The organism is Halorubrum sp. Atlit-8R (assembly GCF_003666025.1).
GTDB classification, from domain to species: domain Archaea; phylum Halobacteriota; class Halobacteria; order Halobacteriales; family Haloferacaceae; genus Halorubrum; species Halorubrum salinarum.
In genome coordinates this window covers 320,886-336,014 of record NZ_QPLV01000002.1, presented here as the reverse complement: position 1 = coordinate 336,014, position 15,129 = coordinate 320,886, and the positions used below count along the sequence as shown (strand labels likewise).

Here is a 15,129-nt window from a genome sequence, read left to right as displayed (position 1 = left end):
CCCGGGGACCGCCGCCCCGGTAACCGCCAGCCGGGAAGCGGGACGCCGACCCCGCGGCTATAGGCGCTCCGTCTCGCCCTCGACGTACGCGAGCGTTCGCGCCGCCAGTTCGGGGACCTGCGTCTCCATCTTCGGGTACAGCGGGTCGTCGCTGTCGTCGTTCAGGTGCCGGGCGAGGAACATCTCGCCGAGGGCGGCCATCTTGTACGCCGCGAGCGCGCGGTAGAACCGCTCGTGGGCGAACTCGCGCCCCGTCGCCGCCTCGTAGCGGTCGATCAGCTCCGCGCGTGTCGGGTACCCCTCGCGGGCGGTGAACGTCGACATCAGGTCCGGCATCGCCGGGTCCGGATCGCCCTCGTCGTACCAGAACAGCAGCAGCCAGCCGAGGTCGGCGAGTGGGTCTCCGAGCGTCGACAGCTCCCAGTCGAAGACGGCGACGACCTCCGGCGGCGTCCCGGGCCCGTACATCACGTTGTCGAGCTTGAAGTCGCCGTGGACGAGCGTCTCCGGGTGGTCGTCGGGGACGTTGTCGGCGAGCCACTCCCCGACGGCGACGAGGTCGGGGACTTCGCGCACCGACTCCGTCGTCCCGAAGGCCCACTCGAGCTGGTCCGTCCAGCGTTCGACCTGCCGGGCCGTGTACCCCTCCGGTCGCCCGAACTCGCCGAGTCCGACCGCCTCGTAATCGACCGCGTGGACCGACGCGAGGGTGTCGACGAGCTCGGTCCCGATCCGTTCGCGGGCGACCGGGCCGGCGAACCGGGGCGGTTCTGCGTCGCGCAGCACGTCGCCGTCCGCGCGCTCCATGACGTAGAAGTCGCTCCCCAGGACCGACGAGTCGTCGCAGGCGCGCAGCGTCCGGGGAACCGGGACGCCGGTGTCACCCAGCGCGTCGACGACGCGGTGCTCGCGGAGCACGTCGTGCGCCGTGTCGGCCGTCTCGCCGGGCGGCGGCCGCCGGATCACAAGCTCGCGTTCGCCCCACGTGACGAACAGCGTCTCGTTCGAGTGGCCCTCCGCGTGTCGCTCGACGGCGAAGGCGTCCGCCGGCCCGAACTCCCGCGCGAGGTACGCGCCGAGCGCGTCGTCGTCGACCAGCCGATCGAGGTAGTCGGTCACGGCCGATCGGCCTCCGTCCGAGTCGGGCCGAAGGCGACCGCACCCGAGCCGCCTCCGCCCGAACGGCTTTTATTCGTCGTGGGAGGATCGACTAACATTGTAAATCAATCTGTGGTAGAAATCCGTTCGTGTTCTCGTATTATAGATTTTTGGGGAATCTGTCCGGAACTTCTATTTACATTGCTAAACAGTGATCGGTATGGAGTACGACGACATCGGACGCGGACCCGAGGTCGCGGACGCCGTCAGGGAGTTCGTCGAGGAGACGGTGCTCCCCGTCGAGCGCGAGTGGCTCGGTCGGGGGCCGATCCCCCCGGCGGAGGTCGAGGCGCTGCGCGACGCCGCGCGCGACAGGGGGATCTACGCCCCGCAGGTCGACGAGGAGTACGGCGGGCTGGGGCTCGGGTTCCGCGAGATGCTGCCCGTGTTCGAGGAGGCGGGGCGGAGCCTGCTCGGCCCGACCGCGCTCCGGTGTGCGGCGCCCGACGAGGGGAACATGCACACCCTGGAAATAGCGGCCACCGACGACCAGAAGGAGCGGTGGCTCCGCCCGCTCGCGGCCGGCGAGATCGACTCCGGGTTCGCGATGACCGAGCCGATGCAGGGCGGGGGGTCGGACCCGAAGATGCTGGAGACGACCGCCGAGAAGGACGGCGACGAGTGGGTCATCGACGGCCACAAGTGGTGGACGACGGGCGGCGTCGACGCCGACGTGTTCCTGACGTTCGCTCGGACCGATCGGGAGGCGCACCCGTACGCGGGCTGTTCGGTCATCCTCGTCCCCGCGGACGCCGACGGCGTCGAAGTCGTCCGGAACATCCCGCACCTCGGCGAGGGGCTGGTGGGGACGACGCACGCCGAGATCCGGTTCGACGGCGTTCGGGTCCCGGTCGAGAACACGCTCGGCGAGGAGAACGAGGGGTTCACGCTGGTCCAACAGCGGCTCGGCCCGGCGCGGCTCACGCACTGTATGCGGTACGCCGGGATGGCCGACCGCGCGCTCGACATCGCGACCGCCTACCTCTCGGAGCGGGAGGGGTTCGGCGAGCCGCTCTCGGAGAAGCAGGTGCCGCGGTTCCGGATCGCCGACCGCCGCACCGAGCTCCACGCCGCCCGCACGATGGTGCGGCACGCCGCCGGCCGGATCGCCGACGGGCACGAGGCGCGCATCGAGGTGGCGATGGCGAAGACGTTCGCGGCGAACGTGGTCCAGGAGGCGATCGACGACGCGCTCCAGTTCTGCGGCGGCAACGGGATCGCCTACGACCTGCCGATCGCGCGCTTCCACGAGAACGTCCGCCAGTTCCGGCTCGTCGACGGCGCGGACGAGGTCCACCGGCGGTCGATCGCGCGCGACGCGTTCGAGGACCCGCCGACGGAGGAGCTGGAGGCCGTCACTCGGTTCGGCGAGTTCGACTGATCCGGCGCGTGGCCCCGGTGCGTCTCAGTCGTCGGCGTCCTCCTGAAACACCTCGAACAGTTCGGGATCCGTCCCGAACTTGAGGACGTTCGTCACGACGGAGTTGCGGAGGTTCGTGATGAGCTCGCCGTACTCCTTGTAGAACGCGTGGATCCACTTCGACTCCTGCTCGCGGTCCTCGAACATCATGATGGTCTTCCACTGGTAGTCGCCGTCCGAGAGGAAGTACATGAACGTGTGACGGCTCGACCGGATGTGTTCGAGCGCCTCCCGCCAGTTGTCCTCGAACCCCTCCGGATTGAACTGAAACTCGAACAGCGAAAAGAAGAGGTTCTCCTCGTTGGGAACGAGCGCCTCGCGGAACACGCCGTCCTCGCGCATTCGCCGGATCGACTCGCTGACGGTCACGTGGGAGACGTCGATGTCGTGCTTCTCTTCGAGGAGGTCCCGCAGCTTGCGAGAGGTGAGCTGCGGGTCGCGAGCGAGCTCCCGGAGGATGATCGTGTCCCGCTCGGAGAGGTTCCAGTCGGGACGCTGCTGTTTCTCAGGCATTCCCTCCGTACGAGTGGAGGCGTCACGGTAATCAGTATTTGGGCTGCGGTCGCGGCGGCGTTCGGCAGAGCGGGTCCGGCGCCGGAGTCCGGACGTTATTGGTCGCCCGCGCGAAAGGCGACTCCGTGAGCGACCGATCCGCTATCGACCCGACAGTCGCCGTCCCGCAGGTCCCGGTCGAGGACCTCCGCGTCGACGCGAACGCCGACCGGCTCCGGCGCCGAGCGGCCGACCTGCCGAGCGGGGTCGACCTCGCCGTCTTCCCCGAGTACGCGCTCACGGGGTTCGCGGCCGACGAGCGACTCCGCGAGGCCGCGCTCTCCCGCGACGCCGCCCGAGAGCGACTCGAATCCGTCGCGCGGGCGGCGGACGCGGCGGTGATCGCGGGCTACGCCGAGCGCGACGAGGGGAGCGTCTACAACGCGACCGCGTACGTTCCGCCGCCGGACCGCGGCGCGAACACCGGGCCGACGGGCGAGACGGGCGACGGCCCGGGCCGGTTCGCCGTCTACCGCAAGCGACACCTGTGGGACGACGAGACCGCGTGGGTCGAGCCCGGCGAGGACCGCGTCGTCGTCGAGACGGCCGCCGGACCGACCGGCCTGCTGACCTGCTACGACCTCAACTTCGTCGCGGAGAGCGCGTGGTTCGCGGAGCGCGCGGTCGACGCGCTCGTCGTCGTCGGTGCGTGGCCCGCCGACCACGTCACCAACTGGCGTCTCCTGTGCCGCGCCCGCGCGCTCGACGGCGTCAGGTGGGTCGTCGGGGCGGGCCGAACCGGGAGCTCCGGCGGCGGGCGCGCGCCCGACGAGGCGGCGTACGCCGGCAACTCCCTCGTCGCACGCCCGGACGGCGCGGTCGCGACCGAGCTCGGCCGAGACCCGGCGACGCTGACCGCGACGCTCGACCGCGACACGCTCGCCGCGCAGCGAGACCTCGTCGGCGCTATCGGCAAAAATAGAAAATAATTTTCTTATGTCGAAAAAGTAGTTTTCTCAGTAGGAACTATTAAGTGGGTCGCGCGTCTATACTGAGACGAAATGAGTACCCAGAAGCAGGCCCGTCAGCGATACGGCGACGTTCACGAGAGCGAAGCGCTCCGCGTCCCCGAGGAGAAGGCCGAACAGCTCGTCGACGCGCTCAACAGCGACCTCGCGGCGACGTACGTGCTCTACCACCAGATCAAAAAGCACCACTGGCTCGTCGAGGGCGCCGAGTTCCTCGACATCCACGAGTACCTCGGCGAGGTCGCGGCCGACCTCGAGGAGGGCGCCGACGTGCTCGCCGAGCGCGCGCAGGCGCTCGGCGGCGTGCCGCTCTCGGGCGGCGCGAACTACGAGGAGCACGCGCCGGTGACCCCCGAGGACGCCGACGCCTACGACATCCGGACGTCGCTCGAACACGACCTCGAGATGTTCGGCGACATCACCGAGCAGCTCCGGGAGCACATCCAGCTCGCCAACAACCTCGGCGACTACAACACCGAAGAGCAGCTCCGCGACATCCTCGGCGACGTCGAGGAACACGGCCACCACATCGAGCACTACCTCGAGGACGACACCCTCGTCACGAGCGAGACGCTCGAATAAGCCGACCGCGGCGGACCGCTTCCGGGCCGTTCCGGATCTCAGATTCTCCGCTTTTTCCACACTGCCGAGCGGCGCCGCCGGCCGCGCTTCTGTTGACTGCGCCTCCACTGACTGCGCTCGCGGCGACCGCGCTTCCGCCGACCGCGCTCTCCCCGACCGCGCTCCCGATTAGCCGAGGTCCGGCGCGCGCTCGCCGGCCGGGATCACGATCTCCAGCCAGTTCTCCTCGGGCGGGAGCGGACAGGAGAACGTGTCGCTGTACGCGCAGAAGGGGCTGTACGCGAGGTTGAAGTCGATCGTGACGGCGTCGCCGTCCTCGAGGTCGCCCTCGGGCTCCAGCTCCATGTACCGCCCCTGGTAGTACGTCTGCTGGCCGGTCGTCTTGTCGCGGAAGGGGACGAAGATGGCGCCGTCGTCGCCCTCCTGTCGATAGCCCGCGAGCGTGTGCTCCTCGCCGTCGACGTCGAACGCGAACGTGACGACCCGGAGGTACCGGACCGGGTTGCTCGCGGTCGTCTCCATCTCGACCGGCTCGGGGTCGTCGTGGACCGTGACCGTCGCCTCGACGCGGTAGTCCGGGTCCGGCGGGAAGTAGTCGAGCCCGTCGAACTCGTCGCGGTCCTCCGGCGGGATCGGCGACTGCGGGTGTTCGTCGAAGAACTCGTCTTTCTCCCGTCGGTTCGCGCGGAGCCGCTCGGCGTAGTCCTCGCTCATGGCCGGTCCGACGGGCGCCGGCGGTTTCAGGGCCGCGGTTCGGCCGCCCTCCCGGCTCGCGACGCCCTCACAGCGCTTGGAGGTCCGCGAGGCAGTCGTCGAGGTCGCGGTTCGACGTGGCCAGCGAGACGCCGTCGACGCGGGCGAGGTCGGCGGCGTGGTCCCAGAGGTCGCCGTCCTCGATGCCGTGGAGCACGACCGCGTTCGGGGTCGGGCTCACGACCCGGAGCGCCACGAGCGGCGACTCGCCGCGCGTCACCCGGGTGAACACGAGCGCGCGGTTCGTCGACTGGCCGTACAGCCGGTAGAACTCCTCGCTGGAGAGGCGCGTGATCGCCTGGATCGAGTCGATGACGGTGTGGCCGTTCACGTGGTCGTGGTCGCCGCGGACGATCTCCGTCGCGCCCATCGCCTCGTAGAAGTCCTCTAGGGGGACCGCCGTCGAGTACTCGCGGAGGTCGTGGACGATGTCGCTCTCGAACCCGGCCGAGAGCACCCGGGCGTGCTGGCGGAGGCGGCCGCCGCCGCGGCGCTCGTCGATGTCGAGCAGCCCCTCGACGGTGCGGCGAACGACGCCGATCCCCGGGCTCTCCCGGCGACCGCTCTCGTAGTCGGAGATGACCGACGAGGAGACGCCGAGCTGGTCGGCCAGCTCCGTCTGCGAGACGTCGAAGTCGGTCCGCCACTTCCGCAGGGTCGCCCCCGGGTCGTCGCTCAGCGTTATCTCGCCGGCGATCCGGCGGGAGAGCTCCTCACGTGCGTCGCTCATGGCGTGAACGGACGGCCGAGCGCCGCAAAAGGGTACCGTTCGTCGGGCGTCGAACGCCCTCGACTCACTCCAGGTACAGCGAGTAGACGATGACCGCGAACCCGACCGCCGTGAGGAGGCCGTCGATGGCGATGCCGACGGTCAGGTTCGCGCCGATGATCTGGTGGGAGACGCCGCCCAGCAGCGCCCCGACCGTGACGATGCCGAAGCCGACGCCCAGCTCGCGCAGCGACCGGTCGCCGGTCCGGTCGTACGCGCGGAGCGCGTAGTAGGTGATGCTGCCACCGAGCACCAGGATGGCGGTCTTTGCGACGATGATAGTCAGGTCGATGTAGGGGTTCATGTTTCCTCTCGTAGCTCCGACCACAGGTCGGCCAGTCGCTCGTCTCGGGTCCGCTCGGGCCGAGAGAACTCCACGTCGAACTCGCGGCGGTCCGCGTCGCCGTCGGCGCCGTCGTCGACGGAGACGGTGACGGCGTCGAACGACACCGAGTACCGCGTCGTGTGCTGCCCGTCCCGCCGGATGTCAGTCGACTCCGAGAGCAGGGAGGCGTCGGTGAGCTTCTCCAGCTTCCGGTAGGTCGTCGACAGGGGGATGTCGCACTCCTCGGAGAGCTCGCTCGCGGTCTTCGGCTCGGTGAGCGCCGCGACGATCCGACGGGCCGCGTCGTCGGCCAGCGCGTCGAGCACCTCGTCGACCGACGGCGGCTCCGGCTCTCGCGATGGGTCCCGCACCATGCCTGACGGTTCGGCCCCCGGAACTTAAACCATCGAACTTCGGTCCGAGCGGCGACCGATCGCACGAGGGCGCGGCCGGCGACCGCCCGGAACCGGTCGCAGGGGTCGCTCCGCGCGACGCGGAAGTCGGCCCGCCCGAGGCCGCCCGTTTTTGTACGGCCGCGGCGTACCGCGGGCCGATGGACACGTGGAAGCGGCGGGTCGTGTTGTACGCGGTCTTCCTCGGGGGGATGATAGCGTTCACCGCCGTCACGTATCAGTACGGGATGCGGGCGTACGAGAATGACCCGCGGACCCTGATCGAGTCGTTCCGCTTCGCGGTCGAGATGTTCTCCACCACCGGGTTCGGCGGCGACGCGCCGTGGCGGAGCCCCGAGATGAACGCGTACATCGCCGTGATGGACCTCGTCGGGATGGCGCTGATCTTCGGGGCGCTCCCCGTCGTCGCGACCCCGCTCCTCGAGTCCGCGTTCGCGACGAGCGTCCCGCGGTCGCTGGAGTCGGACCTGGAGGGACACGTCGTCGTCGCGTCCGACACCACGCGCTCCGACGCGCTCTTAGACGAGTTCGAGTCGGAGGATGTCCCCTACGCCGTCGTGGAGCGCGATCCGGACCGGGCGCTGGCGCTGTACGAGGCGGGCCACAGGGTGGTTCGGGCCGACCCCGAGACGACCGAGGGGCTCGAGAGGGCACGCCTCGGGGCGGCGCGCGCCCTGGTCACCGACGTCTCCGACCGCGTGGACGCGAGCATCGTCCTCGCGGCGAAGGAGCTGTCGACGGACGTCCGCGCGATAAGCGTCGTCGAGGACCCGAGCCGCGAGCGGTACCACCGGCTCGCCGGCGCGGACGAGGTGCTCTCCCCGCGGTCGCTGCTCGGCGAGCGCCTCGCCTCGAAGGTCACGACCGCGCTCCGGACCGACCTCGACGAGGCGGTCGCGGTCGGCGACCTGCGGATCGCGGAGATATCGGTCCACCACGGGAGCGGCCTCGCCGGGTCGACGCTCGCCGGCAGCGCCATCGGCGAGCGCACCGGCGTCGACGTGATCGGCGCGTGGTTCGACGGCTCGTTCGAGGCGGCGCCGCCGCCGGACGCGACGCTGTCCGCCGGAACGGTCCTCCTCGTCTCGGGGACGGAAGAACAGGTCGAGCGGCTCGTCGACCTGACCAACTCGGCGGCCCGCCGGTTCGGCGCGGGCGAGACCGTCGTCGTGGGCCACGGGCAGGTCGGACGGACCGTCGCGAGCGCCCTCGAAGCGGGCGACGTCCCGGTGACAGTCGTCGACCGCGAGGACGGGGAGGCGATCGACGTGGTCGGGGACGCGACCGACCCGGAGACGCTGCGGGAGGCCGGCGTCACCGACGCGCGGACCGTCGTCCTCGCGCTCCCCGACGACACGACCGCCGAGTTCGCGACGCTCGTGGTCCGCGACTTGGCGCCGAACGTGGAGCTGCTCGCGCGGGTCGAGGACCCGGAGAGCGTGCCGAAGATGCACCGCGCCGGCGCCGACTACGTGCTCTCGCTGTCGACGGTGACCGGGCGGATGTCGGCATCGGCCGTGTTCACGGACCGCGACGTGCTCTCGCTCGACACGCACGTCGAGGTCGTCAGGAGCGAGGCGTCGGTCTTGGCCGGCCGGACCGTCGGGCAGGCGGCCGTCCGCGAGACCACCGGCTGTACCGTCATCGCCATCGAGCGGGACGGCGACCTCATCACCGACGTGGGCCCCGAGACGAGGATCGAGCGCGGCGACGAGCTCGTCCTCGCCGGCACCGACGAGGGGGTCCGGTCGTTCGAGCGCGCGTTCGCCTGACCGGTCCGTGCCGCAGGTCTCGCCCGTGTCCCCGCCTCCGCCGCCGATCCCGCCCGCGCGACCGTTCCCGCCGGGCCGAGTCGAACGCTTCAAGTATTCGCTGGCTGTTCGTACCCGTATGAAAGACCAGGGACGCTCCGCGCGCAAGCGGACCGGCGGCCGACTCAAGCACGCCTCGAACAAGAAGCGCCACCAGCTCGGCCGCGAGCCCGCCGAGACCACGGTCGGCGAGACGCGACTCCAGTACATCGACTCCCGCGGCACGGACAAGAAGGTCCGCGCGCTCTCGACGAACGTCGCGCAGGTCGCCGACGACGGCGAGGTCAACGAGGCCGAGATCGAGAACGTCGTCGACAACCCCGCGAACGTCAACTACGCCCGCCGGAACATCGTGACCAAGGGCGCAATCATCGAGACGTCCGCCGGCCGCGCCCGCGTCACCTCCCGCCCCGGACAGACCGGCCAGGTCAACGCGGTCCTGCTCGACTGAGCCCGCGCCCTTTCTGAAGGTATTTCCCCCCGCACGCCCACCAGCCACGCGTGTACCTCGGCGTCGACGAGGCCGGCAAGGGGCCCGCCCTGGGACCGATGGTGGCGGCGGCGGTGATCGCCGACCCCGAGAGCCTGCCGGCCGACGTGGACGACTCGAAGCGCGTCGCGCCGGGTCGGCGGGAGGAGCTGGCCGCGGCGCTCCGAGACGACCCGGCCGTCGCCGTCGGCGTCGCCCGCGTCGAGCCCGCCGAGATCGACCGGCCGGACACCGACATGAACACGCTCACCGTCCGCGGACAGGCGCGGGCGGTCCGGGCCGCGCTCGCCGACCGCCCCCCGGAGGTCGCCGAACCGGTCCGCGTCGTCGCCGACGCGGGCGACACCAGCGAGGAGCGGTTCGCGGAGCGGCTCGCGCGCTTCGTCGCCGAGGGCGGCGAGGCGGACTCCGCCGCGGGGGCCGACCGCGTCCCGTCGGTCGACGTGACCGCCGCCCACGGCGCCGACGAGGACGACTCCGTCGTCGGCGCGGCGAGCGTCGTCGCGAAGGTGGAGCGGGACGCCGCGATGGCCGCGATCGACGCCGCGTATCCCGCGTACGACGACCTCGGCAGCGGTTACCCGAGCGACCCGGCCACCAGGGCGTTCCTCGCGGCGTACGTCGGCGACAACGGGGCGCTGCCGGGCTGTGCGCGAGCGTCGTGGGCGACCTGCGAGGACGCGCTCGCCGCCGCCGAGCAGTCGGCGCTCGACGAGTTCTGACCGCCGCGCCGAGGAAAAATCGAGGTCCGACCGCCGCGCGGGCGCCGCGGGATTCACCGCCGCGTCAGAGGAAGAATCCCTTGAACGCGTTGATGACCGCCCACTTGATCTGCTCGATCGGCTGGCCGCTCTCGCCGCTGATGACGATGTCGTCGTTCGCGACCGCGTCCCGGAACGCTGTCGCCGGGTCGTCGGCGTCGACGATCCCCTGGATCGTCTCACGGTCGGTCGTTATCTTCCTGACGGCGTCGTCGCTCGGGCTCTCCGACAGTCCGGTGATGCGGTTCTGGTCGTCCATCGTCACCGAGTAAGTGACCGTGGAGTCACCGTCCTCGACGTAGATGTTGCTGGTCCCGGCGAGGTTGATCGGCCCGAGGTTGATGCCGTCGACGTTGTCGTTGTACGTCGGCACCATCTCCTCTAAGGACTCGTACAGGTCGTCGCCCGACGACTGCGCGACCGCGCCGCCGGTGGCGGCGACGAGGACCAGCAGCGCCACGGCGAGCACGAGTGGACCGCGTGTGAGCTTCATTGCTACCGGGAGGCGCCGCGAGTATTTAAACCGTTCAGCGGGATGGCCCTCCCGGTCGGCCGACGCCGATTCGGCTTCGCCCACGCGGCAGCGCCGGCTTCAGAACAGTCCGGCAGCGAATCCCCCGACCGCCCCCACGAACGTCTCCCACACCGAGAAGCCGGTCGCGATCGCCAACACGGTGTCCGCGCCGAAGAAGGCGAACAGCAGCGCGGAGCCCAAGTGCGCGAGCCGCATGTCGATCCGCCCCGCGAACGTGTGGAAGAAGTACGCGTTCGCGAGGCTCACCGGGACGATCGCGAGCATCTCGCCGACCCAGATGGCGGAGGTCGCGCCGTACTGGACGCTCAGCCCGATGGTCACCAGTTGGGTCTTGTCGCCGAACTCGCCCGTCGCGGTGAGCGCGAAGATGGGCAGGAAGCCGCCGAAGGACCCGGAGTACCTGTCGAGCGGTCCGGGGAGCGAGAGCTCCTCGAACGGGTCGCCCCCGTCATCGTCGCGCTCGGCCGCGGGGGACGCGCCGCGCGGCGGCGCGGAGCGGTACAGGGCAACGGCGAAGGCGAAGAACAGCGTCGCGGTCACGGCGTCGAGCGCGACCGGCGGGAGCGCCGACTGGAGCGCCCGGCCGAACGCGATCTCGACCGCGGTCCAGCCGGCGAACGCCGAGCTCGCGGCGGCGACGACGACCTTCGGGTCGTACTTCGTCGCGAGCCCGGCGATCATCAGTTGGACCTTCTCGCCGGGCAGCACCGCGAGCTGCGCCACGAGGGCGACGACGACGATCTCGGCGTAGCCGGGCATGCGTCACTCGCCTCCTCCCGGTCGGCGGGTCGGCGTGAAATTCCGGGCGACGCCGGCTCGGCTCACCTGACCGTCAGCAGGCGACGCAGGATGTCGCCGTACGCCGGGCGGGTGATTAGCACGCCGACCAGCACGCCGAGGACGGTGAAGATGGCGAACCCGGAGAGGTCGCCGAGCGACAGCACCATCAGCGGCGACATCGCGATGATGGTCGTCGCCGCGGCCGCGCCGATGACCCAGAACGCCCGCCGGAACCGGGAGTCGAACACCTTCCGGGAGTTCACGTCGCCCTCGCTCATCACCTCGTCGGCGATGATGACGAGGTCGTCGACCCCGGTCCCGACCACCGCGATGAAGCCGGCGATCACCGCGAGCTCGAGCGGGTAGCCGAGCAGCGCCGCGAAGCCGAGGAGCGCGTACACCTCCGTCAGCGCGGTGACGATCATCGGGAGCGCGACGCGGGGCTCGCGGTAGCGGAGGAACACCATCCCGGAGACGGCGAACACGGAGAGGACGCCGATGATCAGCGAGTACGTCCGGAAGTTCTCCCCCTGCGAGGCCGAGATGGACGAGGAGGTCCCCTCGCCGCTGATGTCGAGGTCGGCCGGGAGCGCGCCGGCGCGGAGGTTCAGCGAGATGGTCTGCGCCTCCGCGAACTCGCCGGTCGTGAGGCGGAAGTTCCCGGTGTCGGCCCACGAGCCGGCCGCCATGCTGTCGGCGAGGCCGGGGTCCATCCCGAAGGAGTTGACGACTTCCCCGTCGACAACGAGCAGGAGACACGGGTTCCGGTCGCCGTTCACCACCTCGATGTCACCGGTCTCGGGGTTGTACCCGCACCGGTCCGCCTGGTTCTGGTACGCGTCCTGGAACCCGCGCTGGGCGACGGCGTCCTGGAAGCTGTGCGCCGGCGACTGGCCGTTCTCGGCGGTGTTCCGGACGGTGACCGGCACGTACGCACCCGTGCCGCGGTCGCTCTGTGCCGCGGTCCCGATCTCCTCGAAGTCGTCCTGGATCAGCGCGCCCTCCTGAACGGCGGTCCCGTTGCCGTCGGGGTACGCGATGTCGATCCGGACGGTCCCGCGCTCTTCGAGGAGGTCGATCACCTCCTGGCGCCCCTGTCCGGGCACCTCGACGAGGATGAAGTACTCGCCGGTGATCGACTGGACCTGCTGGACGCTCCCGCCCGAGAGGCCCGCCTCGTTGATCTTCCCCTGGATGACCTCCATCGTCTCGTCGCGGGTCTCCTGGGTGACGCCCTCGCGGATGTCGCCGTACTCGTACCCGCTCGCGTCCATCGCCGCGCGGAACTGGGACTCGGTCACGGACGGCTCCGTGACCTCCACCGCGCCCTCCTCTGGGACGACGCCGACGTTCCGGACCGACGCGTTGTCGAGCTCGGCCGCGACCGCCTCGGCGACCGTTCCCGGGGTGTCACCCCCGAACGCCACGTCCGTCGCGGTGTATCCCGACAGCGGCGCGCGGACGCGCGTCCCGCCGGCCAGGTCGAGCCCGTACTGGAGGTTCGTGACCCCCTGGCGGGCCTCGCTCGCGTTCTCGCCGGGCGCCGGCTCCGGCCCGAACCCGGGGCCGAACAGCGTCACCGTCGACCCGACCACGACGAGGACGAGCAGCAGGATCCGCCAGTTCTCCTTGATCGGTTCGAGCATTACCGGGCCACCCCCTCGAACTTGTACCAGCGAAGCAGCGAGACGTTCAGCAGGTACGTGTTCATCAGGTCGGCACAGAGGCCCACCGAGAGGATGATCCCGATGTCACGGAGGAGCCCGACCCCGAACACCGAGGCGACGACGGCCATCACGACCATCGCGGCGATGGAGGTGAGCGTCATCGTCACCCCGGTCCGCATCGCGCGGCTGACCGACTCGTAGAACTCGCCGGTCCGGCGCAGAACGGAGTCGTTCAACAGGATGTCCGAGTCGACGCTGTACCCGATGATCATCAGCAGCGCCGCGATCGTTCCGAGCGTCATCTGGATGCCGAGGAGGTTCATCGTCGCGATCGGTATCACGAGGTCGGAGAAGGCGGACGCGACGACCGCGACGGAGGGAACGAACGTCCGGAACAGCGCGAACACCAGCACGCTCATGCCGAGGAACGCGAGCGCCACGCCGAACAGCGCGGTCCGCGCGGTGTCGCTCGCGAAGCTCGGCGACACCTGGTCGACCGCGGTCGTCGTCAGGCCGGCCGCCTCCGCCTGGTCCTGGAGGTCGTTCGCGAGCCCCTCCGGATCGTCCTCGGCCGCCTGGAACGTGACGACGACCACGTCGTCGCCGGGGATCGTCCGGACCGCGTCGGGCTCGCGGTCGAAGGCCGTCCGGATCTGCTGTTCGACGTCCCCGTTCGCCTCGTCCGCGACTCGCAGCTCGACGCCGCCGGTGAACTCCAGTCCGAGGTTGGCCGGCGCACCGGTGGCCACGACCCAGCCGCCGATGATCGCCAGCGCGAGGACCAGAAAGGCGAGCGGCACCGCCGCGAGCTGCCGGTTCGAGTAGTCGGTGTAGTTGACTTCCGGCACCTCGATCGCTACCATAAATACCGCTTCCTCTGCGGGCGCGAATAAGCCTTCTTATCTGGGTGGCTGCGGCCTCTCGTCCGACGGTCCACGGCCCCGATAACGCGGCCGCTCGGCGCCGTCGAACCGCTCTCCCGCTCGGCGGTAACGGTCCGCCGAGTCCGACGGCGACTGAGCGGCCGGCGCGCTCGCCGGGCCTACGGGAGGTACCGCACGGCGACGACGCCGGGCTCCGACCGGATCTCGACGCGGTTCACGCCGAGCCGGGCCGCGCGCGAGAGCGTCCCCTCGCGGTCGTCGATCACGTCCGCGACCGCCGCCTCCGTCTCCGACTCCGGCGGCGTCAACACGTGGACCTCGCCGACGCCCGCGCGCTCCTCGCGGGAGAGATCCCCCGTCGCGGTCTCCGCGGCGAGCTCGCGCTCGTGGACCGTCGGCGGCTCCGGGCTCTCCTCTATCGACAGCGACCGGCGCTCCGCGACCTCGATCACCTGATAGGTCACCTCCATCGGCGGGTCCGGGGCGACGGTCGCCTCGACGGCGTCGTCGACGTCGAGGCCGGGGTTCGAACTCAGCGTGTGGACCTGTCCGTCGTGGACGTCCTTCAGCACGGCCGAGTCGCTCTCGACGTGCGTGACGAGGAACGTGCTCTCCTTCTCGTCGGTCATTGCGTCCGGGTAGTCACTCCGGCGCCTTCCGGCTTTCGAGCCGCGACCGGGAGGGGGCCGCTCACGCCGAGCCGCCGTCCTCGGTCGACTCGGCGCGGTCGGGGGACCCGCCGTCGGCGCCGCCGCGGAGCCGGAAGTGCGTCGCGAAGACGGCGAGCCCGGCCGCGACCGGCGGGGCAAACCCGGCGAGCTGCGGGAGGTCGTACAGCGCGTTGACGATCAGGGAGTCGCTCGGGTCCCGGAGCCCCTCGGGCGCCGAGATGATCATCCCGAGGTACAGAGAGAGCAGGAAGAGGAAGCCGGCGACGCCCATCCACCGGTCGTACGTCGCCGCGACGCGGTCGCCGCGGCGGTGGCGCCGGGCGACGAACAGGATCGGCGCGAGCAGCGGCCCGACGGCCGCGAGGCCGGCGACCACGTACAGCGACCGCGAGAAGAGGAACGTCCCCCCCTGCGCCGAGGCGGTCTCGCCCATCCAGACGACCAAGGCGAGGGTGACGACCAGCGCGACGAACCCGGCGGCCAGCGCGCCGAGCGCGGCGTACGCGCGCATGGTCCACGACTCGGTCGCGCGGAACGCGTAGGGGATCGCGCCGAACACCCCGCGGTAGCTGTCTGCCATCACCCGTGGT

18 protein-coding genes are annotated in these 15,129 nt (G+C 70.6%); 6 read left to right on the top strand and 12 right to left on the bottom strand.

Annotated features, from left to right (window positions below; genetic code table 11):
* Positions 1 to 57 precede the first annotated feature (57 nt).
* Complete coding sequence (locus DVK05_RS07510; RefSeq protein ID WP_121562761.1) at positions 58 to 1,119, bottom strand: phosphotransferase family protein; 1,062 nt, start codon at positions 1,117 to 1,119, stop codon at positions 58 to 60.
* Between the two features lie 199 nt (positions 1,120 to 1,318).
* Here DVK05_RS07510 and DVK05_RS07505 point away from each other — a divergent pair, with 199 nt between their 5' ends.
* Positions 1,319 to 2,539, top strand: coding sequence for an acyl-CoA dehydrogenase family protein (locus DVK05_RS07505; protein ID WP_121562760.1), 1,221 nt, complete (start codon positions 1,319 to 1,321; stop codon positions 2,537 to 2,539).
* A gap of 24 nt (positions 2,540 to 2,563) precedes the next feature.
* Here the strand turns inward: DVK05_RS07505 and DVK05_RS07500 are convergent, their stop codons facing one another.
* Positions 2,564 to 3,091 (bottom strand): winged helix-turn-helix domain-containing protein, encoded by a 528-nt coding sequence (locus DVK05_RS07500; RefSeq protein WP_121562759.1) that lies wholly within the window; start codon positions 3,089 to 3,091, stop codon positions 2,564 to 2,566.
* A 125-nt stretch (positions 3,092 to 3,216) separates the two neighbouring features.
* Between DVK05_RS07500 and DVK05_RS07495 the strand changes: the two genes are divergently transcribed.
* Positions 3,217 to 4,059, top strand: a complete 843-nt coding sequence (locus DVK05_RS07495; protein ID WP_121562758.1) for a carbon-nitrogen hydrolase family protein — start codon at positions 3,217 to 3,219, stop codon at positions 4,057 to 4,059.
* Positions 4,060 to 4,131: 72 nt separating this feature from the next.
* A complete protein-coding gene (gene dpsA, locus DVK05_RS07490) occupies positions 4,132 to 4,680 on the top strand; it encodes a DNA starvation/stationary phase protection protein DpsA (RefSeq protein ID WP_121562757.1) in 549 nt (182 codons plus the stop codon).
* 168 nt (positions 4,681 to 4,848) lie between these two features.
* Here the strand turns inward: dpsA and DVK05_RS07485 are convergent, their stop codons facing one another.
* The 4 genes from DVK05_RS07485 to DVK05_RS07470 form a co-directional block, all read right to left on the bottom strand.
* A complete protein-coding gene (locus DVK05_RS07485; RefSeq protein WP_121562756.1) occupies positions 4,849 to 5,394 on the bottom strand; it encodes a DUF1684 domain-containing protein in 546 nt (181 codons plus the stop codon).
* 67 nt (positions 5,395 to 5,461) lie between these two features.
* Positions 5,462 to 6,163, bottom strand: coding sequence for a helix-turn-helix domain-containing protein (locus DVK05_RS07480; RefSeq protein ID WP_053770815.1), 702 nt, complete (start codon positions 6,161 to 6,163; stop codon positions 5,462 to 5,464).
* 64 nt (positions 6,164 to 6,227) lie between these two features.
* Positions 6,228 to 6,506 carry a hypothetical protein gene (locus DVK05_RS07475; protein ID WP_121562755.1) on the bottom strand — a complete coding sequence of 93 codons (279 nt, stop codon included), beginning with the start codon at positions 6,504 to 6,506 and terminating at the stop codon, positions 6,228 to 6,230.
* Entirely contained in the window at positions 6,503 to 6,901 is a 399-nt protein-coding gene (locus DVK05_RS07470) for a helix-turn-helix domain-containing protein (protein WP_121562754.1), read from the bottom strand. Before DVK05_RS07470 ends, DVK05_RS07475 begins: the two co-directional genes overlap by 4 nt.
* A 179-nt stretch (positions 6,902 to 7,080) precedes the next feature.
* Between DVK05_RS07470 and DVK05_RS07465 the strand changes: the two genes are divergently transcribed.
* The 3 genes from DVK05_RS07465 (at position 7,081) to rnhB (ending at position 9,963) form a co-directional block, all read left to right on the top strand.
* On the top strand, positions 7,081 to 8,712 hold the full coding sequence (locus DVK05_RS07465) for a TrkA family potassium uptake protein (RefSeq protein WP_121562753.1): 1,632 nt from the start codon (positions 7,081 to 7,083) through the stop codon (positions 8,710 to 8,712).
* A 118-nt stretch (positions 8,713 to 8,830) separates the two neighbouring features.
* Positions 8,831 to 9,202 carry a 30S ribosomal protein S8e gene (locus DVK05_RS07460; protein WP_121562752.1) on the top strand — a complete coding sequence of 124 codons (372 nt, stop codon included), beginning with the start codon at positions 8,831 to 8,833 and terminating at the stop codon, positions 9,200 to 9,202.
* A 50-nt stretch (positions 9,203 to 9,252) separates the two neighbouring features.
* Positions 9,253 to 9,963, top strand: a complete 711-nt coding sequence (gene rnhB / locus DVK05_RS07455; protein ID WP_121562751.1) for a ribonuclease HII — start codon at positions 9,253 to 9,255, stop codon at positions 9,961 to 9,963.
* Positions 9,964 to 10,027: 64 nt separating this feature from the next.
* Here the strand turns inward: rnhB and DVK05_RS07450 are convergent, their stop codons facing one another.
* The 6 genes from DVK05_RS07450 to DVK05_RS07425 form a co-directional block, all read right to left on the bottom strand.
* Entirely contained in the window at positions 10,028 to 10,495 is a 468-nt protein-coding gene (locus DVK05_RS07450) for a hypothetical protein (RefSeq protein ID WP_121562750.1), read from the bottom strand.
* Between the two features lie 99 nt (positions 10,496 to 10,594).
* Positions 10,595 to 11,296, bottom strand: coding sequence for a TMEM165/GDT1 family protein (locus DVK05_RS07445; protein ID WP_121562749.1), 702 nt, complete (start codon positions 11,294 to 11,296; stop codon positions 10,595 to 10,597).
* Between the two features lie 62 nt (positions 11,297 to 11,358).
* On the bottom strand, positions 11,359 to 12,963 hold the full coding sequence (locus DVK05_RS07440) for a preprotein translocase subunit SecD (protein ID WP_121562748.1): 1,605 nt from the start codon (positions 12,961 to 12,963) through the stop codon (positions 11,359 to 11,361).
* Positions 12,963 to 13,847: a protein translocase subunit SecF gene (gene secF / locus DVK05_RS07435; protein ID WP_121562747.1), complete on the bottom strand. Its 885-nt coding sequence runs from the start codon at positions 13,845 to 13,847 to the stop codon at positions 12,963 to 12,965. The genes DVK05_RS07440 and secF overlap by 1 nt, the downstream gene beginning before the upstream one ends.
* A gap of 179 nt (positions 13,848 to 14,026) precedes the next feature.
* On the bottom strand, positions 14,027 to 14,497 hold the full coding sequence (locus DVK05_RS07430) for a DUF5812 family protein (RefSeq protein WP_121562746.1): 471 nt from the start codon (positions 14,495 to 14,497) through the stop codon (positions 14,027 to 14,029).
* 61 nt (positions 14,498 to 14,558) lie between these two features.
* The gene (locus tag DVK05_RS07425) at positions 14,559 to 15,119 is read right to left on the bottom strand and encodes a hypothetical protein (protein WP_121562745.1); all 561 of its coding nucleotides are present in this window, start codon (positions 15,117 to 15,119) and stop codon (positions 14,559 to 14,561) included.
* Positions 15,120 to 15,129: the final 10 nt, after the last annotated feature.